29 protein-coding genes are annotated in these 22,139 nt (G+C 71.3%); 5 read left to right on the plus strand and 24 right to left on the minus strand.

Features of this window, described 5'->3' with window-relative positions:
• Positions 1 to 8 precede the first annotated feature (8 nt).
• The 4 genes from BM287_RS00240 to BM287_RS00255 all read right to left on the minus strand — a co-directional run bounded on the left by BM287_RS00240 (position 9) and on the right by BM287_RS00255 (position 3,392).
• Positions 9 to 677: a response regulator transcription factor gene (locus BM287_RS00240; protein WP_348271687.1), complete on the minus strand. Its 669-nt coding sequence runs from the start codon at positions 675 to 677 to the stop codon at positions 9 to 11.
• Positions 678 to 739: 62 nt separating this feature from the next.
• A complete protein-coding gene (locus BM287_RS00245; RefSeq protein ID WP_090035500.1) occupies positions 740 to 1,492 on the minus strand; it encodes an FAD:protein FMN transferase in 753 nt (250 codons plus the stop codon).
• Positions 1,489 to 2,016 (minus strand): FMN-binding protein, encoded by a 528-nt coding sequence (locus BM287_RS00250; protein ID WP_090035499.1) that lies wholly within the window; start codon positions 2,014 to 2,016, stop codon positions 1,489 to 1,491. The genes BM287_RS00245 and BM287_RS00250 overlap by 4 nt, the downstream gene beginning before the upstream one ends.
• Positions 2,013 to 3,392 (minus strand): ferredoxin reductase family protein, encoded by a 1,380-nt coding sequence (locus BM287_RS00255; protein ID WP_090035498.1) that lies wholly within the window; start codon positions 3,390 to 3,392, stop codon positions 2,013 to 2,015. Before BM287_RS00255 ends, BM287_RS00250 begins: the two co-directional genes overlap by 4 nt.
• Before the next feature lie 161 nt (positions 3,393 to 3,553).
• On the opposite strand from BM287_RS00255, the gene BM287_RS00260 reads away from it, so the two are divergent.
• Positions 3,554 to 4,873 (plus strand): GGDEF domain-containing protein, encoded by a 1,320-nt coding sequence (locus BM287_RS00260; RefSeq protein WP_090035497.1) that lies wholly within the window; start codon positions 3,554 to 3,556, stop codon positions 4,871 to 4,873.
• A gap of 16 nt (positions 4,874 to 4,889) precedes the next feature.
• On the opposite strand, the gene BM287_RS00265 is transcribed toward BM287_RS00260, so the two are convergent.
• From BM287_RS00265 to BM287_RS00275, 3 genes are read right to left on the minus strand one after another with little or no spacing between them, the layout of a single operon-like run.
• Positions 4,890 to 5,468: a DUF3618 domain-containing protein gene (locus BM287_RS00265; protein ID WP_090035495.1), complete on the minus strand. Its 579-nt coding sequence runs from the start codon at positions 5,466 to 5,468 to the stop codon at positions 4,890 to 4,892.
• On the minus strand, positions 5,465 to 5,881 hold the full coding sequence (locus BM287_RS00270; protein ID WP_090035493.1) for a phage holin family protein: 417 nt from the start codon (positions 5,879 to 5,881) through the stop codon (positions 5,465 to 5,467). The genes BM287_RS00265 and BM287_RS00270 overlap by 4 nt, the downstream gene beginning before the upstream one ends.
• The gene (locus BM287_RS00275; RefSeq protein ID WP_090035491.1) at positions 5,878 to 6,654 is read right to left on the minus strand and encodes a hypothetical protein; all 777 of its coding nucleotides are present in this window, start codon (positions 6,652 to 6,654) and stop codon (positions 5,878 to 5,880) included. The genes BM287_RS00270 and BM287_RS00275 overlap by 4 nt, the downstream gene beginning before the upstream one ends.
• Before the next feature lie 152 nt (positions 6,655 to 6,806).
• Between BM287_RS00275 and BM287_RS00280 the strand changes: the two genes are divergently transcribed.
• Positions 6,807 to 7,739, plus strand: a complete 933-nt coding sequence (locus BM287_RS00280; RefSeq protein WP_090035490.1) for a hypothetical protein — start codon at positions 6,807 to 6,809, stop codon at positions 7,737 to 7,739.
• Positions 7,740 to 7,746: 7 nt separating this feature from the next.
• On the opposite strand, the gene BM287_RS00285 is transcribed toward BM287_RS00280, so the two are convergent.
• The 3 genes from BM287_RS00285 to BM287_RS00295 all read right to left on the minus strand — a co-directional run bounded on the left by BM287_RS00285 (position 7,747) and on the right by BM287_RS00295 (position 9,159).
• On the minus strand, positions 7,747 to 8,307 hold the full coding sequence (locus BM287_RS00285) for a dihydrofolate reductase family protein (RefSeq protein ID WP_090035488.1): 561 nt from the start codon (positions 8,305 to 8,307) through the stop codon (positions 7,747 to 7,749).
• Positions 8,308 to 8,367: 60 nt separating this feature from the next.
• Complete coding sequence (locus BM287_RS00290; protein WP_090035486.1) at positions 8,368 to 8,625, minus strand: hypothetical protein; 258 nt, start codon at positions 8,623 to 8,625, stop codon at positions 8,368 to 8,370.
• A gap of 135 nt (positions 8,626 to 8,760) precedes the next feature.
• On the minus strand, positions 8,761 to 9,159 hold the full coding sequence (locus BM287_RS00295) for a MerR family transcriptional regulator (protein ID WP_090035485.1): 399 nt from the start codon (positions 9,157 to 9,159) through the stop codon (positions 8,761 to 8,763).
• Positions 9,160 to 9,250: 91 nt separating this feature from the next.
• On the opposite strand from BM287_RS00295, the gene BM287_RS00300 reads away from it, so the two are divergent.
• Complete coding sequence (locus BM287_RS00300; RefSeq protein WP_090035631.1) at positions 9,251 to 9,475, plus strand: hypothetical protein; 225 nt, start codon at positions 9,251 to 9,253, stop codon at positions 9,473 to 9,475.
• A 10-nt stretch (positions 9,476 to 9,485) separates the two neighbouring features.
• On the opposite strand, the gene BM287_RS00305 is transcribed toward BM287_RS00300, so the two are convergent.
• From BM287_RS00305 to BM287_RS00340, 8 genes are all read right to left on the minus strand, one after another.
• A complete protein-coding gene (locus BM287_RS00305; RefSeq protein ID WP_090035482.1) occupies positions 9,486 to 9,956 on the minus strand; it encodes a MarR family winged helix-turn-helix transcriptional regulator in 471 nt (156 codons plus the stop codon).
• Positions 9,946 to 10,191 (minus strand): DUF6458 family protein, encoded by a 246-nt coding sequence (locus tag BM287_RS00310; protein ID WP_090035480.1) that lies wholly within the window; start codon positions 10,189 to 10,191, stop codon positions 9,946 to 9,948. The genes BM287_RS00305 and BM287_RS00310 overlap by 11 nt, the downstream gene beginning before the upstream one ends.
• A 94-nt stretch (positions 10,192 to 10,285) precedes the next feature.
• Complete coding sequence (locus tag BM287_RS00315) at positions 10,286 to 11,101, minus strand: shikimate 5-dehydrogenase (protein ID WP_090035478.1); 816 nt, start codon at positions 11,099 to 11,101, stop codon at positions 10,286 to 10,288.
• Between the two features lie 219 nt (positions 11,102 to 11,320).
• Positions 11,321 to 11,734 (minus strand): hypothetical protein, encoded by a 414-nt coding sequence (locus BM287_RS00320; RefSeq protein ID WP_139230580.1) that lies wholly within the window; start codon positions 11,732 to 11,734, stop codon positions 11,321 to 11,323.
• 321 nt (positions 11,735 to 12,055) lie between these two features.
• Positions 12,056 to 12,985, minus strand: a complete 930-nt coding sequence (locus BM287_RS00325; RefSeq protein WP_090035629.1) for a S1C family serine protease — start codon at positions 12,983 to 12,985, stop codon at positions 12,056 to 12,058.
• Positions 12,986 to 13,053: 68 nt separating this feature from the next.
• Positions 13,054 to 13,359, minus strand: coding sequence for an AzlD domain-containing protein (locus BM287_RS00330; protein WP_090035476.1), 306 nt, complete (start codon positions 13,357 to 13,359; stop codon positions 13,054 to 13,056).
• Complete coding sequence (locus BM287_RS00335; protein WP_090035475.1) at positions 13,356 to 14,096, minus strand: AzlC family ABC transporter permease; 741 nt, start codon at positions 14,094 to 14,096, stop codon at positions 13,356 to 13,358. Before BM287_RS00335 ends, BM287_RS00330 begins: the two co-directional genes overlap by 4 nt.
• Before the next feature lie 29 nt (positions 14,097 to 14,125).
• The gene (locus BM287_RS00340; RefSeq protein WP_090035474.1) at positions 14,126 to 14,671 is read right to left on the minus strand and encodes a TetR/AcrR family transcriptional regulator; all 546 of its coding nucleotides are present in this window, start codon (positions 14,669 to 14,671) and stop codon (positions 14,126 to 14,128) included.
• Between the two features lie 88 nt (positions 14,672 to 14,759).
• Here BM287_RS00340 and BM287_RS00345 point away from each other — a divergent pair, with 88 nt between their 5' ends.
• Positions 14,760 to 16,007: an MFS transporter gene (locus tag BM287_RS00345; RefSeq protein ID WP_090035473.1), complete on the plus strand. Its 1,248-nt coding sequence runs from the start codon at positions 14,760 to 14,762 to the stop codon at positions 16,005 to 16,007.
• Here the strand turns inward: BM287_RS00345 and BM287_RS00350 are convergent.
• The 6 genes from BM287_RS00350 to BM287_RS00370 all read right to left on the minus strand — a co-directional run bounded on the left by BM287_RS00350 (position 15,991) and on the right by BM287_RS00370 (position 20,837).
• A complete protein-coding gene (locus BM287_RS00350) occupies positions 15,991 to 17,010 on the minus strand; it encodes an NADPH:quinone reductase (RefSeq protein WP_090035472.1) in 1,020 nt (339 codons plus the stop codon). The genes BM287_RS00345 and BM287_RS00350 overlap by 17 nt on opposite strands.
• A 68-nt stretch (positions 17,011 to 17,078) precedes the next feature.
• Positions 17,079 to 18,272, minus strand: a complete 1,194-nt coding sequence (locus BM287_RS00355) for a MarP family serine protease (RefSeq protein WP_244527789.1) — start codon at positions 18,270 to 18,272, stop codon at positions 17,079 to 17,081.
• 129 nt (positions 18,273 to 18,401) lie between these two features.
• Positions 18,402 to 18,545 carry a hypothetical protein gene (locus tag BM287_RS17720; RefSeq protein WP_170857368.1) on the minus strand — a complete coding sequence of 48 codons (144 nt, stop codon included), beginning with the start codon at positions 18,543 to 18,545 and terminating at the stop codon, positions 18,402 to 18,404.
• A gap of 84 nt (positions 18,546 to 18,629) precedes the next feature.
• Positions 18,630 to 19,373, minus strand: coding sequence for a copper resistance CopC family protein (locus BM287_RS00360; protein WP_090035471.1), 744 nt, complete (start codon positions 19,371 to 19,373; stop codon positions 18,630 to 18,632).
• Positions 19,370 to 20,107, minus strand: coding sequence for a YcnI family copper-binding membrane protein (locus tag BM287_RS00365; RefSeq protein WP_090035470.1), 738 nt, complete (start codon positions 20,105 to 20,107; stop codon positions 19,370 to 19,372). Before BM287_RS00365 ends, BM287_RS00360 begins: the two co-directional genes overlap by 4 nt.
• A gap of 82 nt (positions 20,108 to 20,189) precedes the next feature.
• Positions 20,190 to 20,837, minus strand: coding sequence for a hypothetical protein (locus BM287_RS00370; RefSeq protein WP_090035468.1), 648 nt, complete (start codon positions 20,835 to 20,837; stop codon positions 20,190 to 20,192).
• A 235-nt stretch (positions 20,838 to 21,072) separates the two neighbouring features.
• On the opposite strand from BM287_RS00370, the gene BM287_RS00375 reads away from it, so the two are divergent.
• Positions 21,073 to 22,137, plus strand: a complete 1,065-nt coding sequence (locus BM287_RS00375; protein ID WP_244527790.1) for a hypothetical protein — start codon at positions 21,073 to 21,075, stop codon at positions 22,135 to 22,137.
• Positions 22,138 to 22,139 lie beyond the last annotated feature (2 nt).

Genomic DNA, 22,139 nt, shown 5'->3' on the forward strand with positions numbered 1-22,139 from the left:
GCCGCTCGTCACGAGAGCGAGCCCATCCGGTAGCCGACGCCGCGGACGGTCTCGATCAGCGTCCGGCCGAACTTCCGCCGGAGATGGTGGACGTACGTGTCGACGACGCCGGGATCGTCGGCGTCCGCGAACACGTCCTCGAGGAGCAGCGCCCGCGAGAAGACCTGGGCCGGGCGGCGGGCGAGACACTCCAGCAGGGCCGACTCGCGCTCCGAGAGGACGGTTCTGCTGCCGTCGGTCAGGGTCACGGTCCTGCTGTCGGTGTCGAGGCGTCCACCGGGGAAGCGCACGGTGGGGACCGTCGAGGAGGCGCGGCGCGTCAATGCGCGCACCCGGGCGACGAGCTCGTCGATGTCGAACGGCTTCGCGAGGTAGTCCTCGGCGCCGGCATTGAGGCCGTCGACGCGGTCGGGCGCGGTTCCGAGTGCCGAGAGCACCAGGATGGGCGTGGTGATCCCGTTCTCCCGCAGCCGGCGCAGGACATCGAGGCCGTCGACGGCGGGGAGCCCCCGGTCGAGCACCAGGACATCGAACGGCGAGGTGAGGCCGAGGTGGAGTGCGCGCTGGCCGTCGCGGGCGACCTCGACGTCGAACCCCTCCGAACCCAGCAGGGTGTCGAGCATGCTCGCGAGGCGACTGTCGTCCTCGGCGATCAGCACGCGCTGGTTCTCGGTCACCTGCGCAGTATAGGGCTGGCTTTCCCCGTGGCCGGCCCCATCCGCTTCCGGAGCGATGGCCGTCACCCCGCGCTCGCCGGCTGCGCGAAGGCGAGTTCTCCGGCTCCGAGGATCCGATCGTCGGCGTCGACGGCCAGCACCCCGCGTGCGCCCGCGTCGATCGCCCACGGGATGCCGCTCGGGCCGAGGGCGAACACCGCGGTCGCCAGAACGTCCGCGGTGGTCAGGTCGTCGGCCACGACGGTCACGCTGAGCAGGGAACGCGCGACGGAGCCGTCGCGCCCGTCGACGATGTGGGATCCGCGTTCGTAGGCTCCGGAGGTGGCGACGCCCGCATCGGTCACGGCGAGCACGGCCAGCATCTCGTCGGGCGTGTGCGGAGAACGGATGCCGACGCTCCACGGCCTGCCGTCTCGCGGCGTCCCCGCCACGACGACGTCACCGCCGGCGTTCAGGCAGTAGTCGCGGAGACCGGAAGCGGCGAGTTCCTGTGCGGCGCGGGCGGCAGCCCATCCCTTCACGACCCCGTCGAGGTCCCACGTGCCGTCCGGGCGGCGGATTCTGAAGGCGCCTCCGGACGCGGCGCTCGCCGCGTCCCCGATGGCGACGACCTCGCGGAAGTCCGTGCTGTGCTCGAGTCCGGCCGCACCCGCTGCATTCGCCCGGCTCACTTCGCTCTCGGGACGGTAGGCGCTGAAGCGCTCGTCGGCCTCGCGCAGAACCCGGAAGGCGCGCTCGGCGGCCGGGGCCGCATCCACGTCGTCGCGGATGTCGATCGACATGGGGATGCCCATGACCGTCTCGAGGAACCTCATCGCTTGTCGATCGCCGACTGCACCGACTGGATGTAGCCCTCCGAGGTGTAGGTCGCGCCGGACACCGTGTCGATGTTCGCGGACTGCGAGGAGAGCACCTCCTGCTGGAGGATCGGGAGAGCCTGCTGGTTGATCTCCTGGTCGCGGCCGTTGCCGTCCGGAGCCTGGACGGTGTCGACGGCCGTGATCGTGCCGCCCGTGAAAGTGAGCTTCACCTGGACCGCGCCGTACCGGGTGTCGATGGCCGAGCCGGTCACGGTCTTCGTCGCGGCGGCCTGTGCGGGCGCGGGCGTCGCGGTGGCGGAGGGGGAGGGCGATGCCGAGGCGGAAGCGGAGGCGGACGGCGTGGGCGTGCTCGTCGCGCCGGACGTCCCCGCTGTCGCCGCGGCGGTGGCCGCGTGCACCGAGGTGTCCGAGGCGGTGACCTGCTCGCCGATCCCGTAGAGCTTGAGGCCGACCGTCGCGCCCATCGTGACGAGGATCACGGTGAAGAGGATGGTTCCGCGCCAGGATCTGCTGTTCATGACATGCTCAGTTCTTCTCGGTGGATGAATCGCTTCGGCATCCGCAGGGCCCGGAGCGACGTCTCGGCCGTCTCGCCCATGCCCTCCGGGCCGCAGATGAACGCCTCCCAGTCGTAGAGGTCCGGGATGAGGCGGCGCAGCGCCTCCGGGTCGAGGGGGTCGTAGCCGAGCTCCGAACGCCGGCCCACCAGCGGGATGACGGTCACGCCCGGAAGCGACTGCAGCTCGCCCAGCAGCGCGAGGCGCTGCGCCGACCGCACGCGGTACAGGACGACCGGGCTGGCGCCGCGGCGGACGAGCTCCTCTGCCAAGGCGCGGATCGGGCCGATGCCCGCGCCGCCGGCGATGAGCAGGATGCGTGCGCGGCTCGCCCGGTCGGCGGTGAAGCGGCCGAACGGGCCTTCGACGAAGACCAGCGACCCGGGCTTCACGGCGGGCAGGCGGCTGGAGTGGTCACCCAGCGCGCCGACGGTGATCCGGAGGTAGCCGTCGGCCGGGACGGCGGACACGGAGTACGGATGCGCCGTGGCCAGATGGCCCCAGCTCAGGAAGCGGAAGAGGAGGAAGTTGCCCCCGCGCACGCCGAGCTCGTCGACGTGCGGCCCGGTCAGCCACACGCTGTTCACGCCCTCGCCCTCCGGGACCACGGTCACGACCCGCATCCTCCTCCGCCAGGCGTCGAGAGTCGGCAGGATGAAGCGCCAGGTCAGCACGGCGGACGCCGTCGCCAGGTAGAGAGCGATCCAGATCACCCGGTTGAGAGGGTAGGAGACGAAATGCGCGCCGCCGCTGAGCTGGTGCGAGAACGTCAGGAAGATCGCCACGTAGGTCGTCACGTGCAGCCAGTACCAGATCTCGTACGACAGCTTCGTGCGGAGGAGACGCGCGCTGCTCATCCCCACGACCAGGAACGCGATGGTCCCGACGAGGGCGGCGAGCATGTCCGGATAGGTCTGGAGGATCGACACGAACTCGGTCCACGGAGGGTTGCGGTCCGCCAGCTCGCCCCCGATCACCAGGAACAGCACGTGCGCGACGACGAGGAAGACCACGGAGGCGCCGAGCGAGCGGTGCCAGGAGACCAGCTTGTCGAGTCCGACCGCGTCCTCGAACCAGGGGACCCGGGCGATCAGGAGCACCTGCGCGCAGACCAGGAACGCGCCGACCATCCCGCTGAGCTCGCCGAGCGAGGTCAGGGCGTCGGCCGGGGTGGCCGCGAACCCGGCGGGAACGCTGAACCACCACATCCCGAGCACGCCCAGGGTTCCCAGCACGAGCGCCGCCCGCACCGCGCGCGACCCGGCGCGCGACGGCGTCGGGCGGGGCCGGATGCGCGGCCGGACGGCCGGTGCCGGAACGCTCAGGGTGGGGTCCATAGTGATAACGATGCATTCGCATTCTTGATGGATTCTTACGTGGCCTGTGCGCCGGCTGAAGGTACCGTATGGATCGGGCAGGCTCTTCCGTTCGCCGGTGCGGTAAATTCTTGATGTATCGACCCGCCGCCACGCGGCCCGGCCATCCGAAGGAGAGTGCGGTGCGGCCTTTCGCAGCGGATGACCTGCCCTGCGCACTCGTCGAGCTGGACGACGAGGGCCGCATCCGCGACGCCAACGCCGTCTTCGTCTCGTGGACGGGACTCTCGATGGAGGAGCTCGCGGGCCGGGCCTTCACCTCGCTCCGAAACCGGATCTCCGCTCTCGTCGGCACCTCCGACGGCCTGGTCCGCCTCGCGAACGTCGACGGGACTTCTCGCGCCGTGGTCGTCGGACGTCGCCGGATCGACGGTGGCGAAGTGCTCGCGCTGGTGGATGCCACCGAGCGCGCCGACCGCGAAGAGGCCCTGGTCCGCTCGCAGACGCTCCAGCAGCGCACCCGGAACCGTCTCGAGTTGATCATCGACTCGTCGATCGCCTTCTCCGCCGCCACCGATGAGCAGGCGCTGGTGGACATCCTGGCGACCACGGTCGCGAAGGCGTATCAAGCCGAGCAGTCCGCGGTCTACCTCATCGACGAGACCGGCGGGTTCAGGCAGGCGTCGGGCAGCAACCCCCTGCGCTCCACGGAGCAGACGGACTCGCTCCTCACGCAGGCCGCCGCTCCCCGCCGCGTGGTGACGATCAGCGGCGTCGCAGCCGCGGACGCCATCGCGCGGGTGCTCGGGCAGGCGATGCGGGATGCGGGAGTCGACGCGGTCCTCGTGTCGCCCATCCAGCACGACGATCTGCTCTTCGGGGTCTTCGTGGCGTTCTTCCTCCACCCGCGTCAGTTCGACTCGGAGGCGGCCCCGCTGGCGGACGCGCTCGCCGGCCAGGCGGCCCAGGCGATCACCACCCTGCGGCTGCAGCGACAGCTGGAGCACGCGGCGATGCACGACGAGACGACCGGACTGCCCAACCGGCGGCGGCTGGAGACGGAACTGCTGGAGTACCAGAGCTCGGCCTCGGCGCTGGTCGCCACTCTGTTCATCGACCTGGACGGCTTCAAGCGGGTGAACGACCACCTCGGCCACCACATGGGCGACCTGCTGCTTCGGGAGGTCGGCCTGCGGCTGCAGGCAGCGGTCCGGCAGGACGACCTGGTCGCCCGCTACGGCGGCGACGAGTTCGTCGTGGTGTGCGAAGTGCCGGACGCCGTCTCCGCGGAGGAGGTCGCGGATCGTATCCGGCGCTCCATCGAGCAGCCGTTCTCCGACCTCCCGCAGGACTTCCCGATCAGCGCCAGCGTCGGGATGTCCGTCGCACGCACCGCGGACCCGGACTGGAACCCCGACCGGCTGATCCGCGAGGCCGACCACGCGATGTACTCGGCGAAGAACGCGGGCGGCAACCGCGTGGTCGGGGCGCCGCTGGTCTGACGCGTCGAGTCGGTGGCTACGGGCCGGGCTGCAGGCGCTGCCCGGATTCGCGCGCGTCGTCGGCGACGTCGCCCGCACGGGCCGTGGCCTCCTCCTGCACGGTGGCCACCCCCTCCTGCGCGGCCTCCTTCACGGACTGCATGGCGTCCTGTGCCGGCTCCTTCAGATCGCTCGCCAGCTGCTTGCCCACCTCGGCGGCCTCCTGCAGCAGTGGCTGCGCGGCGTCCTTGGCGGCGGATGCGAGCTCCTGCTCCTTCTCGCTCGGCGGGATGAGGGAGGCGATCAGCGCTCCGACGCCGAAGGCGATGAGGCCGACGGCGAGCGGGTTGCCCTGCGCCTTGTTCACCACGGTGCGGCCGGCGTCCGCGATGGTGTCGCCTGCGTCCGACACCGCCGCTCCCGTGGTGCTCGCCACATCCTCGGCCGAGCCCATGATCTTCTCGCTGAGGGAATGGAATGCGCCCTTCACCCGGCGGCTCTGACGCTGGGCGATCTTGCTGGGCGTGACCTTGTCGGCCAGTGCGTCCACGTCGCCGCTCAGGTTGCGGCGGGTGGCCTCGATGTCGGCGCGGATGGCGTCGGGGTCGTCGGTCATCGGTTCTCTCCGTTCGGTTTCAGAGTTTCTGGGATTTCCTTGACCGTCGCGACGGTCTGTGGGACGCCCTTCACGGTCTCCAGCTGCCTGCGCCCGACCAGATACAGGATCAGCGCGACGATCGCCCAGATGATGGCGACGATCACCGCCGACCAGGCGTTGCCCACCAGGTAGCCGAGCGCCCACCAGAGGGCGATGGACAGGAAGAACACCGCCATCAGGGCCGCGTAGCCGGCGCCGCCGAGAAGCCCGGCGCCTTTGCCTGCGCGGGTGGCGGTCTGCCGGATCTCGGCCTTCGCGAGTTCCATCTCCTGCCGGATCAGGGTCGAGAGGTCACGGCTGGCCTCTCCGAGCAGCTCGCCGAGCGAGGTGTTCGCCGCGCGCTCCTCCGCCGGACTCGGCTCGTCGGTCATGCCCGGCCCCCGGTGTAGCCCGCCCCCGGAAGGTCGGGGAGTTCGTCGCCGGGTGCGATGATGCCGGTGGTGGGAGTGGTCCCGACCGTCGTTCGCGCGGCGCTGTCGCCCGTTCTGTCGCCCGTTCCATCGCCCCCGTCGGCCAGTGCCCGCGTGAGGCGGCCGGCCAGTGCGCCGGCGATGGCCGCGGCCGCGATGAACGTGCCCGGGTTGCGCCGGGCATACGACTTGACCTCGTCGATGAGCGATCCGGGATCGCGCGCATCCAGCCAGCCGGCGATCGCGTGGGTGCGCTGCGCCGCCTGCCGGACGAGATCGCTTGCCACTCCGTCGGTCTCGGATGCTGCGGCCATCTGCTCGAGCTCGTCGCCCACCGAGCGGAGGCCGTCGGCGACCCGCTCCTGCTGCTGCGCAGCCTGCTCGCGCAGCTCCTGCTGGGTCTGGCGGTACAGGTCTCTGGCCTGATGCTTCGCCTCGCCCGCGACGTTCCTGGCCTGCTCCGCGGCGGTGGCGGCGACGTCCTTGCCCGCCTCGGCGGCCGAATCCGCGACGCGCCCAGCCTCTTCGCGGACGCCGCCCGACTCACCACCGCTCGTACCCCCGCCGTAGCCCCCGCCGTAGCCCCCGCTCGCGCCCCCGCTGTAGCCCCCGTTCGGCTGCCCGCCGCTGCCCCCTGGCAGCACGGTTTCGGGCAGTCCCGCCTCCGGGTCGAGAGCGTCGCGCCTGCTGTCGAAGATCGGCGTCTCGGCGGACGGGTCGTCTGACATGGTCATGACTGACGTTTCCTTTCGATGGATGTGTCCGGTTGCGATGTGCCGTCCACTGAAGACACCGCAGAGAGGCGGGTCCAGCGATTGACGGGCCTGCGTCGCGGGAGTACGGACAGCTCTGTCCGCCGGCTGCACCGCGGACTAGCGTGGAGCGCATGGATGTGACCGACTGGCTTCTGGACTCCGATCCGGCTCTTCGCTGGCAGGTGCTGCGCGACCTCGCAGACGCGTACCCGGAGGAGGTCGCCGCCGAGCGCGCGCGTGTCGCCACCGAGGGGTGGGGTGCGAGATTCCTCGGCGAGCAGGCGGAGGACGGCCTCTGGGACGGAGGCACCTACCGGCCGGGATGGATCCCGCCCGAGCGGGACGGCTTCGACGCCTGGAGCGGGACGCACTTCAGCCTCCAGCAGCTGGTCGACTTCGGCCTCGATCCGGAGAGCCCGCACGCCCGCCTCGCGATCGGCCGCGTCCGCGAGAATGTGCGCTGGGAGCACGACGGCGAGCCCTACTTCGAGGGCGAGACCGAGCCGTGCATCAACGGGGTGACGCTGACCATCGCCTCCTACTTCGGCGAGGGCGGCGACACCATCGTGGAGAGCCTGCTCGGCGCCCGCCTGGCGGACGGCGGCTGGAACTGCTGGGCCGAATACGGCGCGCAGACGTCATCGTTCCACTCGACGATCTGCGCGGTGGAGGGGTTGCGGGACTGGCAGCGCGCCGGCGGCTCCGACCCGAGGGTGGAGGAGGCGGCGCTCGCCGGCGAGGAGTACCTGCTCGAGCGCAAGCTCTACCGTCGCCGCTCGGACGGGTCGGTGCCCGATCCGCGGATGACGATGCTCTCCTATCCGGTGCGCTGGTTCCACGACATCCTGCGCGGCCTGGAGCACTTCCGGAGGCAGGACCGGCGCGATCCGCGGCTCGCGGATGCCGTCGAGCTGGTCCGGGGGAAAGCGGACGCCGACGGTCGCTGGACGCTGGAGAACATCCACGAGGGCTCGGTGATCCTCGAGTTCGAGCGGGAGGGCGATCAGAGCCGGTGGGTCACGCTGCGCGCGCTGCGCGTGCTGCGCTGGTGGGATGCCGCCTGACCGGTTCTCAGGACCTGTCGACGCGGTAGTGGAGGGCGACCGTCCCGCCCTCGAAGCGGCGCTCGTCCAGCAGGTCGAGACGGACGAACAGGTCGCGGGGGAGCGCCGGCGTCCCTCCACCGACCGACACGGGAACGAGGATGAGCGTCACCTCGTCGACGAGACCGGCCGCGAAGGCGCTGGCGGCCAGTGTCGGGCCGCCGATCGACACATCCGCGTCGGCATCCTCCACCAGCTCCCTCACCCGCGCGGGGTCGAACCGGCTTTCGAGCCGCGTCCGCGGCGTGCTCACCCCGGTCAGCGTGGAGGAGAACACCACCTTGTCGGCGCCCTGCCAGACCGCCGCGTAGTCGGCGATCACCGGCTCGGGGGAGTCGCCGGGAAGGTCCTGCCAGACGCGCATCGTCTCGTACATCCGCCGGCCGTACAAATAGGTGCCGACGTCGCGTTCGAGGTCGTTGACGAACGCATGCACGTCTCGCTCGGGGTGCGCCCACTCGAACGAACCGGACGAGTCCACGGTGTAGCCGTCGAGGGACGCGATGGCGGAGAAGAGGAGTCGGGCCATGCCCGCGACTCTACGGTCTGCGGGAGGACGAAGGCCAGGGCGGATCAGCCGGCGCCGGGATCAGCCGAGCTGGGGCAGCAACGTCTTCAGCGCACGCAGCTCGCTGTCGAAGATCCACGGGACGGTGACGTTCAGCAGAAGCCCGATCCCGAGCAGGAGCACGACGGCGCCGGCTGCGAGGAGCACGAGGGTCAGCAGCAGCTGCAGGTAGCCGTTGCCGGTGACGGCGGCGAGCAACCCCCGCGCCCGCCGCCGTCCCGGGACCGATGCCGTGCCGAACGTCGGTGCGGTTCGCAGTCCGTGGCCCAGTGTCGTCATCGGTCTCCCCCTTCGCGTCGGGGTCCCGGGCGGGGTGCCCGGGCCGACGTTGTCGAGTCAACCGTTCACGCACCTCTCCGGGCATCGACCCGAGGTCGCGACGGGGTCATCCCCCGGGATGATCCGGCGTACGCGTCAGACGGACGCGACCGTGCACCCGCAGCCCTCTGCGGCTTCCGGGATGCGGTGCTCGGCGCCCACGAGCCGCCGGGCGAGGAGCTCGCGGCGACGTTCCAGCTGGGCGATCGCCGCATCCAGTTCCGCCAGTCCGTCGCGGTAGGCATCGCGGGAGGCCGGGCACTCGTCGCTGTGAGCGTGGCCCGATCCGAGGCAGTCGATGAAGGGCCGCGCCTTGCCCGGCGGGATGCCCGTCGCGGCCAGTTCGCGGATCTCCCGGACGGCGCGCAGATGCTCGTCGCGGTATTCGCGATAGCCGTTGCCGAGCCGCTCCGGCGAGAGGAGACCGAGCCGTTCGTAGTAGCGCACGGCCTTCACGGTCACTCCCGCACGTTCGGCGAGCTCACTGATGCGCATGCGATCCTCCGCTCTCAGGGTAGACCTCGACCCGCGGGGGGAGGGTCCATACGTACTACTATTAATTAGTGCACTAACGAATCGAGGAATGATGGCGGGACGCTTCGCCGGCTGGTATGCGCGGTGGAACGAGAAGCTGATCCGGATCGCCGGCCCGGCACAGCTCGGCGCCGGGCACGCGGAGGCTCCCGACCGCCGTTCCGCGGGCGCGCCCTGCCCGATGTGCGGCCGTCCGATGACCGAGCACGACGTGCTGCGTCCTGGAGGCCAGCGGGAGGCCACGCGCCTGGTGTGCCCGGCGTCCACCGTCGACTGAAGCGGCCGGGTCAGCCGTCCCGGAGGGCCGCAGCGGTGATCCGCTGCAGGCTGTCGCGCAGCTCCTCCAACTCGGAGAGGGGGATCCCGAGTTGCGCGACGATGCTCCGCGGGATCTTCTCGGCCTCCGCACGCAGTTCCCGCCCCGCCGGCGTGAGCCGCACCTCGAGCGCGCGTTCGTCCGCGGTGCTGCGTCGCCTCTCCACGTAACCGGTCGCCTCCAGCCGCTTCAGGAGGGGCGACAGTGTCGCCGGCTCGAGCGCCAGCGTGTCGCTGAGGTCCCTGACCGAGCGCGGTTCCCGCTCCCACAGCGCGAGCATCACCAGGTACTGCGGATGCGTCAGGGAGAGCGGCTCCAGCACCGGCCGGTACAGGCCGATGACGCTCCGCGCGGCGACGGCGAGGCCGAAGCACACCTGGTTCTCGAGCGCGAGGAGGTCATCCGCCCTCCGTCCGCCCTGGGTCTGCGGCTCAGTACTCATCGGTCCGGCGCTCGACGACCCGCTCGCCCGTCGCCGGGTCCACGCGCTCCCGCCGCACGGTCCGGTACGGCCTGCGGCGAAGCGCGAAGACCAGCGAGATCACGAAGATCACGAGACCGGCTCCCATCAGGATGTAGCCGGTGATCCTCAGGTCGATCCAGTCCACCTGCACTTGCACGGCCAAAGCAAGGATCAGCCCGACCACGAAGATGAAGATGCCGCTTCCGATGCCCATGCGTCACGCTCCTCACGTCCGGCCTCAAGCTACTCCTGAACGGTGCCGGCGCGCAGTACAGCGCCGGTGACGGCACGCGACGGTGACGGTTCGATCACTCAGCGCGGGAGAACTCCGACGCGCGCGCGACCTGCTCGGGGGTGAGGGCGACGCCCGTGTAGCGCTCGAACTGCCGGGCCGCCTGCAGGGCGATCACCTCGGCCCCGGTGATGACGTGCCGCTCTGCGGCGCGCGCTGCGGCGATGAGCGGCGTCTCGGAGGGGAACGCCACGACGTCGAAGACCGTCGAGGCACGCTCGATGACGGGGAGGTCGAAGGCGAGGACGCTCTCGGCATCTCCGCGCATCCCGAGCGGAGTCACGTTCACGACGACATCGAACCCCGGCTCCGGGTCGCCGGCGAGCCAGGTGTAGCCGTAGCGCTCGGCCAGCGCCGGGCCGGCCTCCGCGTTGCGGGCGAGGACGGTGAGCTCCTCGAAGCCGGCGCCCCGGAAGGCGGCGACCACGGCCTTGGCCATCCCTCCGGAACCGCGGACGAGCACGCGCTGAGCGGGGTCGACCTCGTGCTCGGCCAGCAACTGAGCCACGGCCTCGTAGTCGGTGTTGGAGGCGGTGAGCAGACCATCCTCGTTGACCACCGTGTTGACCGACTCGATGGCGATGGCCGACGCCTCCAGGTTGTCGACCAGCGGGATGACGGCCTCCTTGAACGGCATGGAGACCGAGCAGCCGCGGATGCCCAGAGCCCGGATGCCTCGGACAGCGCCCTCCAGGTCGTCGGTGGTGAACGCCTTGTAGACGAAGTTGAGACCCAGCTCGTCGTACAGGTAGTTGTGGAAGCGCGTTCCGATGTTGCTCGGGCGACCGGCGAGGGAGATGCAGACCTGCATGTCCTTGTTCAGGATGGGCATGCCTCCATCATCGCAGCGCCCTCAGCGCGTCGTCGCGAGCACAGCGCACCTCGTGCGCGATGAAAGGGCCCGGAGCGTCTGACGCTCCGGGCCCTTTCCCGGTCCGTCCCCCGACAGGACCGGTTCCCCCTGGCCGAAGCCTGATGAAAGGCTAATGCGGGCATTGAGACCCGGACATCGGTGGCAGCACGGATCCGGCGTGCGTGCATTCTCGTCCCGTCACCGCGGACGCGCCGGCCTGGTCGGAGGCATCGGGGACGACGTGGATGCGGTGCTCGCGTCCCGGCGGAGTGCCGCGCGGTAGAACTGCACCAGGTCCGCAGCGCTCGGGCTCTGCGCCGCCATGCCGGCCGCATCCACTCGTCGCGACGCCAGGTGGTGCCGCCACGACTCGGTGGCGCGCCGGTGGTCCCAGGCAGCGGCGGCGGCCGCCTCGAGGGTGCGGCACCAGCCGATGAGCTCGCGTTCGGCGGAGCTCTGGGCCCAGGTCACCACCCGGAACCACACGTCCGGGTTGTTCGGATCGCCGAAGGCGAAGCGCCGGATCACCCCGTACGGCGCTCCCAGCGACCCCTGGCGGAGCAGCCACTCGCTGGGCTGCGCATTCGCCACGGGATGCCAGGATGCGCTCACGGCGTCACGGTATGCGAGGCCGCCGACACGCGCCGCGTTCCGGGGAACGGAGCGCCGACATTCGTGACGAATCGCCGCTTCCTTCGCGTGTAGGTGCACATTCGTGACGAATCGCCGTTTCCTTCGCGTGTGAGTGCACATTCGTGACGAATCGCCGTTTCCCTCGCGTGTGAGTGCACATTCGTGACGAATCGCCGCTTCCCTCGCGTGTAAGTGCACATTCGTGACGAATCGCCGCTTCCCTCGCGTGTAGGTGCACATTCGTGACGAATCGCCGCTTCCCTCGCGTGTAAGTGCACATTCGTGACGAATGTGGGGAGGTCAGCCGACGAGCTCCTGCGGGAGGACCACCACATCCACGAGCGCGCCGTTGCGCCAGAGGGTGAGCTCCATCCGCCGCCCGATGGCACGCTCGACCATGAGGCGCTGCAGGCCCGTGGGATCCGAGACGGGGATGCCGTCCAGCGAGATCACGATGTCGCCCGCCCGTGCGCCCGCCTCCGCCGCCGGGCTCCCCGGTACGACGCTGGCGATCCGGATCCCCTGCGGCGCGCCCACTTTCGCGGCCGCCTCCGGGCTCAGCTGCACCTTGACCCCCGCAACACCCAGCCACGCGCGCCGGACCCGGCCGCTGCTCTTCAGCGCCTCCACGATCTCGAGCGTGCTGGCGTTGATCGGCACCGCGAGGCCCAGCCCGATGCCCGCCACAGCGGTGTTCACCCCGATCATGCGGCCGGCGCTGTCGGCGAGGACCCCTCCGCTGTTTCCGGGATTGAGTGCGGCGTCGGTCTGGATCACCTCGTCGATCACGCGGCCCGACGCGGTCGGGAGCGAACGGCCGAGCGCCGAGACGATCCCCGCGGTCACACTGCCCGCGAGGCCGAGCGGATTCCCGAGGGCGACCACGAGCTGACCCACCTTGAGCCGGGACGCGTCCCCGAGCCGCAGGGGAGGAGGAGTGCCGGCGCGTGCGCGCAGCACGGCCAGGTCGGAGAGGGAGTCCGTCCCCGCCACATCGGCCGCCATCGACGTGCCGTCGCCGAACGACAGCTCGACGGCCGAGGCGCCGATCACGACATGCGCACTCGTGAGGAGGTGCCCGTCGGCGGTGATGACCGACGCGCTGCCCGCGCCCGCGCCTGTCCGCGTGCGCACCGACACCGCGGCGACGGAGGGCAGCACCGCCTCCGCGACGCGGGTGACCACCGCCGAGTAGGCGTCGAGGGCCGCGTCGTCGTCCCGTTCGTCCATCTCGCTCACGGGGACAGTCTCACTCCCGCCGTCGTCCCGTGGCACCCGGTTCGCGCAGGGCGGACGACTCAGGTGAACAGCCGGATGAGCGCGGCGACCACCGCGGCGGCGGGCACCACCACGATGAACGGCACCCGCAGGGCGTACAGACCGGCCGCGATCGCGACCGCCGGCAGGCGCGCGTCGAGCTGCAGCGACTGCCCCGCGCCCAGGGTCTGCACGCCGATGAGGGCGGCGAGGAGCGCCGCGGTCAGCAGGTCGCTCACGCGTGCGATGGTGGGATGGTCGAGAGCCTTCGGCGGAACCATCCAGCCGGCGGCCTTCAGGCCGAGGACGCAGATGGCGGCCAGAAGGATGACCTGCCAGGTCGTCACGGCTTCACCTCCCGCTCCATCGGGACCGCTTCGGGATGCGGCGGGTCGCTCCGCCGCCCGAACAGGTTGAGCACGCCGACGACGATGGCCACCAGTGCCGCCACGAGGACCGGCAGCCCGGGCATGAGGAACGGCGTCAATAACGTCGCGACGAAACCGCCGGCGACGGCGACCGCCTGCGTCTGGCGCGCCTTGAGCCGCGGCCAGAGCAGGCCGAGGAAGGCGGCAGCGGCGGCCGCATCCAATCCGTACGCTTTCACATCGCCGATGAGGTCGCCGAGGAGGGCGCCCGCGAGCGTGGTGAGGTTCCAGCCGACGTAGACCACGAGGCCGGTCACCCAGAAGCCGATGCGCTGCGCGCGCAGCCGGGTGTGGGCGACGGCGACGGCGGTCGATTCGTCGATGGTCAGCTGCGCGGCTGCGGCTCGCCGCCAGAAGCCCGGGCCGATGATGCGCGACAGTCGCAGCGCGTAGAAGGAGTTGCGGACGCCGAGGAGCGCGGCGCTGATGATCGCGGTGCCTCCGGCCGCCGTCCCGCCCGAGGCCAGGACGCCGATGAGGGCGAATTGGGAGCCCCCGCTGAACATGATCAGGCTGAGCACGCAGGTCTGCCAGATGTCGAGGCCGGATGCGGTGGCGAGCGCTCCGAACGAGACGCCGTACGCGGCCGTGGCGAGGCCGACGGCCCAGCCGGAGCGGGCCGCGGAGCGTTCCTCGCTGGTCCGTTCCTGGCGCATCCTTCCGACCCTATCGCCGGGCTGCGCGCTCAGCGGAACAAGCGGCCGACCAGCTGCTCCGCGATGTCGTCCTCGAGTGTCCAGGGCAGGAAGATCACCCGGTAGATGATCGGCGCGATGACCAGGTCGATGATGTCGTCCGCCGTGATCTCGGTGTCCGGGTAGCGCTCGAGCAGCAGACCGGCCTCCGTCCGGCGGTTCCGGAGGCAGTTGGATTGACGCTCTCCGGCCGCGGAGGCACCCCCACGGAGCAGTGCCGCGTTGACCGGGTTGCGATAGTGCTCGACCAGCTCCCGCGCCCAAGCCGTGAGGTCACCGCGGAGGTCGCCGCCGGCAGGGAGGGGCCGCTCGGGATCGAGCTGGTACGTGGCGATGTCGTTGATGAGCGTGGGGAGGTCGCCCCAGCGTCGGTAGATGCTGGTCGGGTTGACTCCGGCGCGCTCGGCGATCATCGGGACGGTGACCCTGTCCTGGCCCTTCTCCTCGACGAGCTCTTCGACGGCGGTCCGCACGTTGTGGATGACCGCGGCGCTGCGTCCTCCCGTCCGCTTCGACGGTGTGGTCCTGGTTTCCATGGGAATAGCTTAAAGCAAATGTTGTTGCTTTTTGTCACCATCCTCCCTATAGTCGCTAAAGCAATCTTCGTTGCTTTAAGGAGTCGACATGACGACAGCTGAAGAGACCCTCCCGACGGGTGGGATGCTCGCCCTCCGGCCGGCGCGGATCAATCGTCCGTGGCGCCTCGGCCCCGGCGCCGCCTTCGTCGGCACGGCCCTCGCCTTCGTGGCCGTCGCGCTCGCCGTCGGTGCGCCCAGTCCGCTCTTCGTCCTCTACGAGCAGGAGTGGGGCTTCCAGCCGTGGCTGCTCACCGTGGCCTTCGCCATCTACGCGGTGACCCTGCTCATCACCCTCCTGATCGCCGGCTCGCTGTCGGACCACATCGGGCGGCGCCCGGTGCTGATGGGCGCGCTCGCGCTGCAGATCGTGGCCATGCTGGTGTTCCTCTTCGCTCCGGACATCGGCTGGATCATCGGAGCACGCGCAGTCCAGGGCATCGGCACCGGCGCGGCGATGAGCACCTTCACCGCTGCGCTGGTGGAACTCGCGCCCGAACGCCTGAAGAAGCTGGGAGCGACGATCGGAAGCACCGCGCCCGTCGGGGGTCTCGCGATCGGCGCGTTCCTCACCGGACTCGCCGTGCAGTTCATCGCACAGCCGACCACCCTCGTCTTCGTGAGTCTCGCCCTGCTGTTCGCGGCCGGGCTGGTCGTCGTCTTCGCCGCGCCGGAGACCGTCGAACGGCGTCCGGGCGCGATCCGTTCGCTCATCCCGCGACTGGCGGTGCCTCGCGAGGCGCGTGCCGAGTTCATCCGCGGGATCCCGGTCTTCATCGCGACCTGGATGCTCGCCGGACTCTTCATCGGCCTGTCGCCGTCCATCGTGCACGGGGTCTTCCACCTCGACAGCGGCCTGCTCAACGGCGCCATCGTCGCGGTTCCGCCCGCGGTGGGCGCGCTCGCCGGCCTCCTGCTGACGAGAGCGCCGGCGCGGACCACGGCGGTGTGGTCGATGGCCGGGCTCGTGGTGGGCGTCGTCCTCGCCGCGATCGGCATCGCAGGTGCGGTGCTGCCCCTGCTGTTCGCCGGGGCCATCGTGGCGGGTGCGGGATTCGGTGTGGGCTTCTCGGCGCCGCTGCGCATCCTGGCGCCGCTGGCTCCCAACGACAAGCGGGCGGAGCTCTTCGCGGGCATCTTCCTGGTCAGCTACCTCGCCTACGGCGTGCCCGCCCTGGTGGCCGGCGAGCTGATCGGCGCGATCGGCCTGCTGCCGACCGCGCTCGGATACACGGTCGCGATCGCCGTCGCGGCCACGGTGGCCCTCGTGGTGCAGGCCGTCAGACCACGTCGATGAGCACCTTGCCCACGGCGCCGTTCTCGACGGCGTCGTGGGCGGCCGCCGTCTGATCGAGCGGGAACCGCGTGATCGGCAGGCCGTGCTCGTCGCCCACGCGGAGCGCGCCGGCGGCGGCCGCGGCGGCCACCGCGCGTACCGCGGCCTCCTTCGTCTCGTCCGAGACCGTGTAGGTGAGGAGGAACTGCCACCGCAGGTTCTTGGCCATGCTCGGCCGGATCGGGATGCCGGCCTCCTCCGCGCCCGGCGCATTGGCGTAGCTCGCGATGGTCGCGTTGCGGCCGGTGACCTTCACATCCAACTCGGCGTTCGCGGTGGCGTTCACCTCGACGACGATGTCCACGCCCCGGGGAGCCAGTGCGCCGATCGCCTCGGCGGTGTCCGGCTCCGTGTAGTTCACGACGTGGTGGGCGCCGGCGGCGCGGGCGAGCTCGGCCTTCTCGTGGCTGCTCACCGTCGCGATGACGGTGGCGCCGGCCCAGACGGCGAGCTGGATGGCGGCGTGGCCGACCGCACCAGCGCCTCCCGCGACGAGGACGGTCCGGCCCTCCAGCGCTCCCGGTGCGAGCTCCGCAGGCACGCCCGCGTGAGCGGTGAGCGCGTGGTGGGCCGTGAGCGCCGGGATGCCGAAGGACGCCCCCTCGTCGAAGCTCACTCCATCGGCCAGGCGGACGGCCTGACGGGCGGGCAGGACCACGAGCTCCTGAGCCGTGCCGTCCGGGCGCTCGTAGGCGGCATCCCACACCCAGACGCGGTCGCCCTCGCCGAGCTCGGTGACGCCGTCGCCCACCTCGTCGACGATGCCGGCGCCATCCTGGTTCGGCACCTGGGGATGCGGCAGATCAGCCGGCCCGCTGCCGGCCCGCGCCTTCCAGTCCGTCGGGTTCACGCCCGAGACGTGGATGCGCACCCGCACCTCGCCCGGCCCGGGATGCGGCTCCGGGCGCTCGCCGAGGGTCAGGACGCCGGAGTCGCCGGTGTTGGAGTACGTGACAGCCTTCATGGCACCAGCCAACCATGCGCGGCGGCGTCGTGCGAGCGTTCAGCCCGCCGAGCTCAGCGCATCGTGCGTCAGCCCGCCGAGCACGCGCCGGAGCTGATGGGCGCCGCGCCCACAGACGAGAGCACAGGTCGCAGCTCTGCCAGCGTGAGCGCATACCCGGTGTCGCCGTCGGTCGCGCTCCGGGCGAAGATGACGCCCGCGACATCCCCCTGGGCGTCGAGCAGCGGGCCGCCCGAGTTGCCGGGTCGCACGACGCCGCGCAGCGAGTAGATGTCCCGGTCGACGCTGCCGCTCTGGTAGATGTCGGTACCGCGGGCCTGCAACCGGTCACGGACGCGTTGCGGCGAGATCGTGAACGGTCCATCGCCGGGGTAGCCCGCGGCGTAGGCGGCGGCACCCGCCGTCAGGTCCGGTCCGATGTCGAGCGCCGGGGCGTTCAGGTCGGTGACGTCGAGCACGGCGAGGTCGCGGGAAGGATCGAAGGCGACCAGGGTCGCCCGCTCGACGTCGCCGCCTCCGGCCTCGCGGACCACGACGGAGGAGGCCCCGGCCACCACATGCGCATTGGTCACGACGCGGCCGCGCTGCACGACCCATCCACTGCCCTCCGAGTCGACTCCGCAGGCGGGCTTGGAGGCGAGGACCGTGACGACGGACTGCTCGGACTGCGCGACGGAAGCCGGTATGGACCCGTCCGGCGCCGGCGCCGGCTTGATCGCCTCGCCGCCCTCGAACACCTTCGGGAGTCCCGCTCCGGCGAGGGCGTCGTCGACGGCGCCGAGCACGGTCGTGGAGGGGACGGGCGCCATCCCGTTGAGGGTCGCGACGACGCGCGAGGAGTTCGCCGCCTGCACCACGGTGGCGAGACTCGTCGCCAGGGCGAAGCCCGCGACCAGCCAGACGACGACGGCCCAGGTGAGGAGTCCGAATGCGGCGCCGACCAGCGAGTCGAGCCAGCGGATGGGGCCGTGGCGGAAGACCTTGCCGAGGATGCTCGCGAGCGCTCCGGCGATGGCGTAGACGGCCCCGGCGCAGACCAGCACGACCACGGCCGCCACGACAGAACGCTGTGTGACGCCTCCGAACCCGGACGCGGCGAACCATCCCACGACGACCGGCGCGAGGGTCAGGCCGAGCCACAGACCGAGGCCCAGGCCCACGAGGGTGCCGGCGGAGCGGATCGCGCCCTTGCTCCACCCCGCCCCGACCGCAAGGATGCCGAGCACGATCAGCACGACGTCCACCACGATCTCCACGCCCATACCTTCCACCACCAGACTGGGCGATGGCTCAACCCGGGGTGGACGTGCGCTGGCCGGTGCCTCTGTGATTCACAGGAACGGACGGCAGGCCGGTGAACCCGGGCTGCGCCGACAGCTTCGGCGGAGGGCCTAGAGGCGGCCGTCCTCCTCGTCGCCGTCGTCGACGGAGTCGGGAGCGGGCTGACGCGCCGGGACGACGTCCGGATCCAGTTGCTCTTCCGGCATGGTATCCGGGAAGTCGGCGGTCTCCTGGTCGCTGCGCTGTCTGGCCATGCGCGAACGTTACGCCCGCGAGCCCGGAAGGAATAGTCCGCTGAGGGACGTTCGCGACCGGGCCGCGGGCGTCGCGGGGCCGAATCAGCTGTCGGTGCCGCCGCTGCTGCCGCTCTCGGTGTCGGTGCCGCTGCCGCTGTCGGTGTCGGGTCCGTCGGTCCCCGGCCTTCTGCGTGCCGGACGCCTCGCGGTGAGCAGCACGATCACCACGCCGATCAGCGCGAGGACCACGATGGCGATCGCGATGCCGATGACGAGGCCCAGATCCACCCCGTCCGGCGCCGGAACCGTCGGCTGCCGAGTGGATGCGGTGGGCGCGGCCGCTCCACCGCCCGCGCCGGCACCCGGCGACGCCGCTGCGCTGCCGCCGCCGCTCCCGCCGCGGCTTCCGCCGCACGGCGTGGTGTCCGATCCGGGCGCACTCGCCGCGCCCGCCGGGGGCCGGTAGGCGAAGGCGTACGACGACGACACGGTGTGCCCGTCGGCCGACACGATCTGATAGGTGACCGTGTACCGCCCAGCCGGTCCCAGTGCGACCGGGGCGCTGAGCTTCGTGTCGGCGACGGTCGCGCATCCCGTCTCGAAATGCCGCTTCGCCGCGTCCGGTCCGGTGACGATGAGCAGATTGGTCGAGCCGCCGCCGGACAGGTCGAGCACCCGGTCGTTGAAGGTGAGCGTCACGGTGTTCAAGGCGCTCGTGACGGTGGCGTCGGCGGCCGGATCGCTGCCGACCAGATAGTCGTGGGCGTCGGCCGCCGCGGCAGGCGCGAGAGCGAGGGCGGTGGCCGCAGCTAGGCCGGCGGCGACGGCGAACAGCCGGTTCCTCATCCCCGTACCGTACGCTCGCGCCCACGCCCCAGGCGGGTGAGCGCGAAGACCGCGACCACGAGGGCGATCGCGCCGAGGACCAGTCCGCCGACGCCGACGGCGAGGGAGACGACGGTGGCGGTGGCGGCGGCGTTGGCCGCCGGGGGATGGGGCGCTGCGCTCGCCACCAGTGGCGTCGCGGAGCCTGCGGCCGGCGCAGTGTCCGTGATGTACAGCGTCGGTGCGGGATGCTCGGGCTCCGTGCCCGAGGCGGGAGTCGGCTGGTCCCAGTTCACGACGGTTCCGTCGGAGTAGTACTGGTGGGTGGGGAGCAGCACGGATCCGGTGTCCGGAACGGCGCCCGCCGACACCGTGAACTGCTGGAACTGCCCGGGAGCGATCCGGACTCCGCTGGCAGCGGTCCAGGTGACCCGGATGGGCGCCTCGGTGATCGTGCCGTCGTCGGTCTTGACCGGCCGGGCGAGCTTCTCGGTGTCGACGGTGGTCGTCCATCCCGCCAGCGGCAGATAGCTGACCGACGTGAACGGCGTCTTCGTCGGCAGGTCGACGACGAGCTTGACGGTACCGGCGGTCGCCGACTCGGTCGGAACGCGGAACGTGAGCGTGGTGTAGCTGCCGGGAGCGGCCTGATCGGGGTCGACGCGCACGTGGGCGCTCGCCGCGAGTGGAGCGCCGAGCAGGAGGAAAGCAGTGGATGCCGCCGCGATGGACGCGGCGAACGTGGTCTTCTTCATGGGGTCCCTTGGATGGTCGGATCGTCGATGAGCGCGTGCGCGCCAGGCCGACGCCGACCGTCGGAGCGGGCGGGTGCCGGAGTCAGAGCGCGCGGGCGATCGCCGGCGGTCCGCGGTGCCGCAGCCGCGCCAGCGGGAGCCCCAGGTCGCGGAGGAGAGCGGGCTCGGCAGCGGCCGGCGCGGCGACGGAGGCCGCGACGGGGACCGGGACGACGACGAGACGGTCGGCGGCGCGCTCGATGCGCACCCGCGCGGTCTCGAAGAGCCCCCAGAACGCGCGCTCGCCGAATCGCAGCGCGATGACGGTGACGAGCACGGCCGTCGCATGCGTCAGCCACATCGACGGGCTCAGCTCGGAGCCGTGCGCCGCCGGCATCGCACCCCCGACGAGAGTGAGGTGGGCGCCGGCGTGCAGGTGCGTCATCCCGCCGAGGCTCGCGGCCGCGCCGGTGCCCGTGCTCGTGGTCGTGAAGCGGGCGTCGCCTCCGCCGAGGCTGAACAGGGCGTGGAGCAGGAACTGGCTGAATGCCACGGCGAGGGTGAGGCGCCAGAGCGAGAGCCGCCGGGCCGTGAGCGCGACCGACCCCAGCGTGGCGAACACCAGGCTGAGCACGAGGGGGATCACTCCGGGGACCGCCCCGCCCCCCGCAACGTGGAACAGCGAGGAGACGAGGATGGCGGTGCCGGAGGCGAGCACGGCGCGCGTCAGGCGAGCCCACCTCGATCCCATGCGCGTCCTCTCCTGAAGCCCCCAGCCAGTCTAGGGATGCGGGGGAATCCCTGGGGAAACGGATCCATTCGTCTGCATTGATGGAACATCCAGTCGAGATCCTGTAGAAATGATCGGTACCCTTTTCGCGCCTCTCCCGGTGCGTCGACCCCGACCGACTCGACCAGGAAGTACCAGCAGCTTGCCCCAGTCCACTCCCTCAGCGCGGCCGCGCCGCAGTCTCAGGGCACCCGTCGTGGTGGATGTGGATCAGCAGCAGACACTCTCCGACGATCCGGTGAGCGCGTTCACGACGCTCGAGGAGCTGACGGCGACGCAGACCTTCCCGAGTCGCCGGGCCGCGCTCGAGGCGGAGCGCTCCCGGCCGCGCAAACGCGAGCGCATCGTCGTCAAGCCGACGCGCGCCGAGCGCGCCCGCCCGGCTCGCGCCGAGGCCGCCCGCCCGGCTGGGGCCGAGCGCTCGGCCGCCGCAGCCCCGCGACCGGTGTCCGCACCCCGGAAGCAGCGCGCCGCACGCCCGGCCGCCGTCGCGACCCCGCCGGCGCGCGCCAGCCGCCAGCGGCGCCATCGCTGGGGCATCCACACGGTCGTCATGCTCTCCCTCGCCGCGTTCTTCGGCACCGCGGCCCTCCCCGCCTACGCCACCACCGGCGAGGGGTCGACCGGCGGCGCGGCCCGCACGGCGCTCGCCGTCCAGACCCTGACCGGGGGTGGCGTGACGCAGGTCGTCGCGCGTGACGGCCTCAACATCCAGGAGAGCCCGCAGGCCCTGGATTCGACCACCAACTCGTCCGTGTCTCCGGCCGTGCAGGCGCTCGCCGTCCAGCTCATGGGCGCCGTCGCCTCCGGTCGTCTCGTCGGTTCGACGCCGAACCACATCCCGGAGATCGCCAACCTCGCCGAGGGCAAGGCCGTCCCGAGCTGCGGCGTCGACTACCGCGTGCTCCAGGCCATCTCGGTGGCGCTCGACAACTTCAACCAGGTGGGCATCAGCGACATCAACCGCCGCTGCACCGGCCAGATCGAGGGAGCCGGAACCAGCTCCGCGCACTATGCGGACGGCGGCGGCCACGCCGTCGACTTCTACCTGCTGAACGGCTCGCCGCTCACCGGCGGCGACGCGAAGTCGATGCAGCTCATCCGCATCCTCGACCCGCTTGTTCCCGACGGCTCCGGCCTCGGGCAGGTGGAGTGCCGGTCCTCGATGAACCTCACCAACTTCAAGCCGTTCGACGACACCTGCAACCACCTGCACATCGACTTCCTCAAGTCGGACGGCGCCACGCTCCGCTACGGCTGACC

The organism is Leifsonia sp. CL147, from assembly GCF_900114565.1.
Lineage (GTDB): Bacteria > Actinomycetota > Actinomycetes > Actinomycetales > Microbacteriaceae > Leifsonia.

Excerpts from the sequence above, each read along its gene's own strand:
- BM287_RS00245 (WP_090035500.1), bottom strand. The coding sequence starts at position 1,492 with ATGAGGTTCCTCGAGACGGTCATGGGCATCCCCATGTCGATCGACATC.
- BM287_RS00250 (WP_090035499.1), bottom strand. The coding sequence starts at position 2,016 with ATGAACAGCAGATCCTGGCGCGGAACCATCCTCTTCACCGTGATCCTC.
- BM287_RS00255 (WP_090035498.1), bottom strand. The coding sequence starts at position 3,392 with ATGGACCCCACCCTGAGCGTTCCGGCACCGGCCGTCCGGCCGCGCATC.
- BM287_RS00265 (WP_090035495.1), bottom strand. The coding sequence starts at position 5,468 with ATGACCGACGACCCCGACGCCATCCGCGCCGACATCGAGGCCACCCGC.
- BM287_RS00270 (WP_090035493.1), bottom strand. The coding sequence starts at position 5,881 with ATGACCGACGAGCCGAGTCCGGCGGAGGAGCGCGCGGCGAACACCTCG.
- BM287_RS00275 (WP_090035491.1), bottom strand. The coding sequence starts at position 6,654 with ATGACCATGTCAGACGACCCGTCCGCCGAGACGCCGATCTTCGACAGC.
- BM287_RS00280 (WP_090035490.1), top strand. The coding sequence starts at position 6,807 with ATGGATGTGACCGACTGGCTTCTGGACTCCGATCCGGCTCTTCGCTGG.
- BM287_RS00285 (WP_090035488.1), bottom strand. The coding sequence starts at position 8,307 with ATGGCCCGACTCCTCTTCTCCGCCATCGCGTCCCTCGACGGCTACACC.
- BM287_RS00290 (WP_090035486.1), bottom strand. The coding sequence starts at position 8,625 with ATGACGACACTGGGCCACGGACTGCGAACCGCACCGACGTTCGGCACG.
- BM287_RS00295 (WP_090035485.1), bottom strand. The coding sequence starts at position 9,159 with ATGCGCATCAGTGAGCTCGCCGAACGTGCGGGAGTGACCGTGAAGGCC.
- BM287_RS00300 (WP_090035631.1), top strand. The coding sequence starts at position 9,251 with ATGGCGGGACGCTTCGCCGGCTGGTATGCGCGGTGGAACGAGAAGCTG.
- BM287_RS00305 (WP_090035482.1), bottom strand. The coding sequence starts at position 9,956 with ATGAGTACTGAGCCGCAGACCCAGGGCGGACGGAGGGCGGATGACCTC.
- BM287_RS00310 (WP_090035480.1), bottom strand. The coding sequence starts at position 10,191 with ATGGGCATCGGAAGCGGCATCTTCATCTTCGTGGTCGGGCTGATCCTT.
- BM287_RS00315 (WP_090035478.1), bottom strand. The coding sequence starts at position 11,101 with ATGCCCATCCTGAACAAGGACATGCAGGTCTGCATCTCCCTCGCCGGT.
- BM287_RS00325 (WP_090035629.1), bottom strand. The coding sequence starts at position 12,985 with ATGGACGAACGGGACGACGACGCGGCCCTCGACGCCTACTCGGCGGTG.
- BM287_RS00335 (WP_090035475.1), bottom strand. The coding sequence starts at position 14,096 with ATGCGCCAGGAACGGACCAGCGAGGAACGCTCCGCGGCCCGCTCCGGC.
- BM287_RS00340 (WP_090035474.1), bottom strand. The coding sequence starts at position 14,671 with ATGGAAACCAGGACCACACCGTCGAAGCGGACGGGAGGACGCAGCGCC.
- BM287_RS00345 (WP_090035473.1), top strand. The coding sequence starts at position 14,760 with ATGACGACAGCTGAAGAGACCCTCCCGACGGGTGGGATGCTCGCCCTC.
- BM287_RS00350 (WP_090035472.1), bottom strand. The coding sequence starts at position 17,010 with ATGAAGGCTGTCACGTACTCCAACACCGGCGACTCCGGCGTCCTGACC.
- BM287_RS00355 (WP_244527789.1), bottom strand. The coding sequence starts at position 18,272 with ATGGGCGTGGAGATCGTGGTGGACGTCGTGCTGATCGTGCTCGGCATC.
- BM287_RS17720 (WP_170857368.1), bottom strand. The coding sequence starts at position 18,545 with ATGGCCAGACAGCGCAGCGACCAGGAGACCGCCGACTTCCCGGATACC.
- BM287_RS00360 (WP_090035471.1), bottom strand. The coding sequence starts at position 19,373 with ATGAGGAACCGGCTGTTCGCCGTCGCCGCCGGCCTAGCTGCGGCCACC.
- BM287_RS00365 (WP_090035470.1), bottom strand. The coding sequence starts at position 20,107 with ATGAAGAAGACCACGTTCGCCGCGTCCATCGCGGCGGCATCCACTGCT.
- BM287_RS00370 (WP_090035468.1), bottom strand. The coding sequence starts at position 20,837 with ATGGGATCGAGGTGGGCTCGCCTGACGCGCGCCGTGCTCGCCTCCGGC.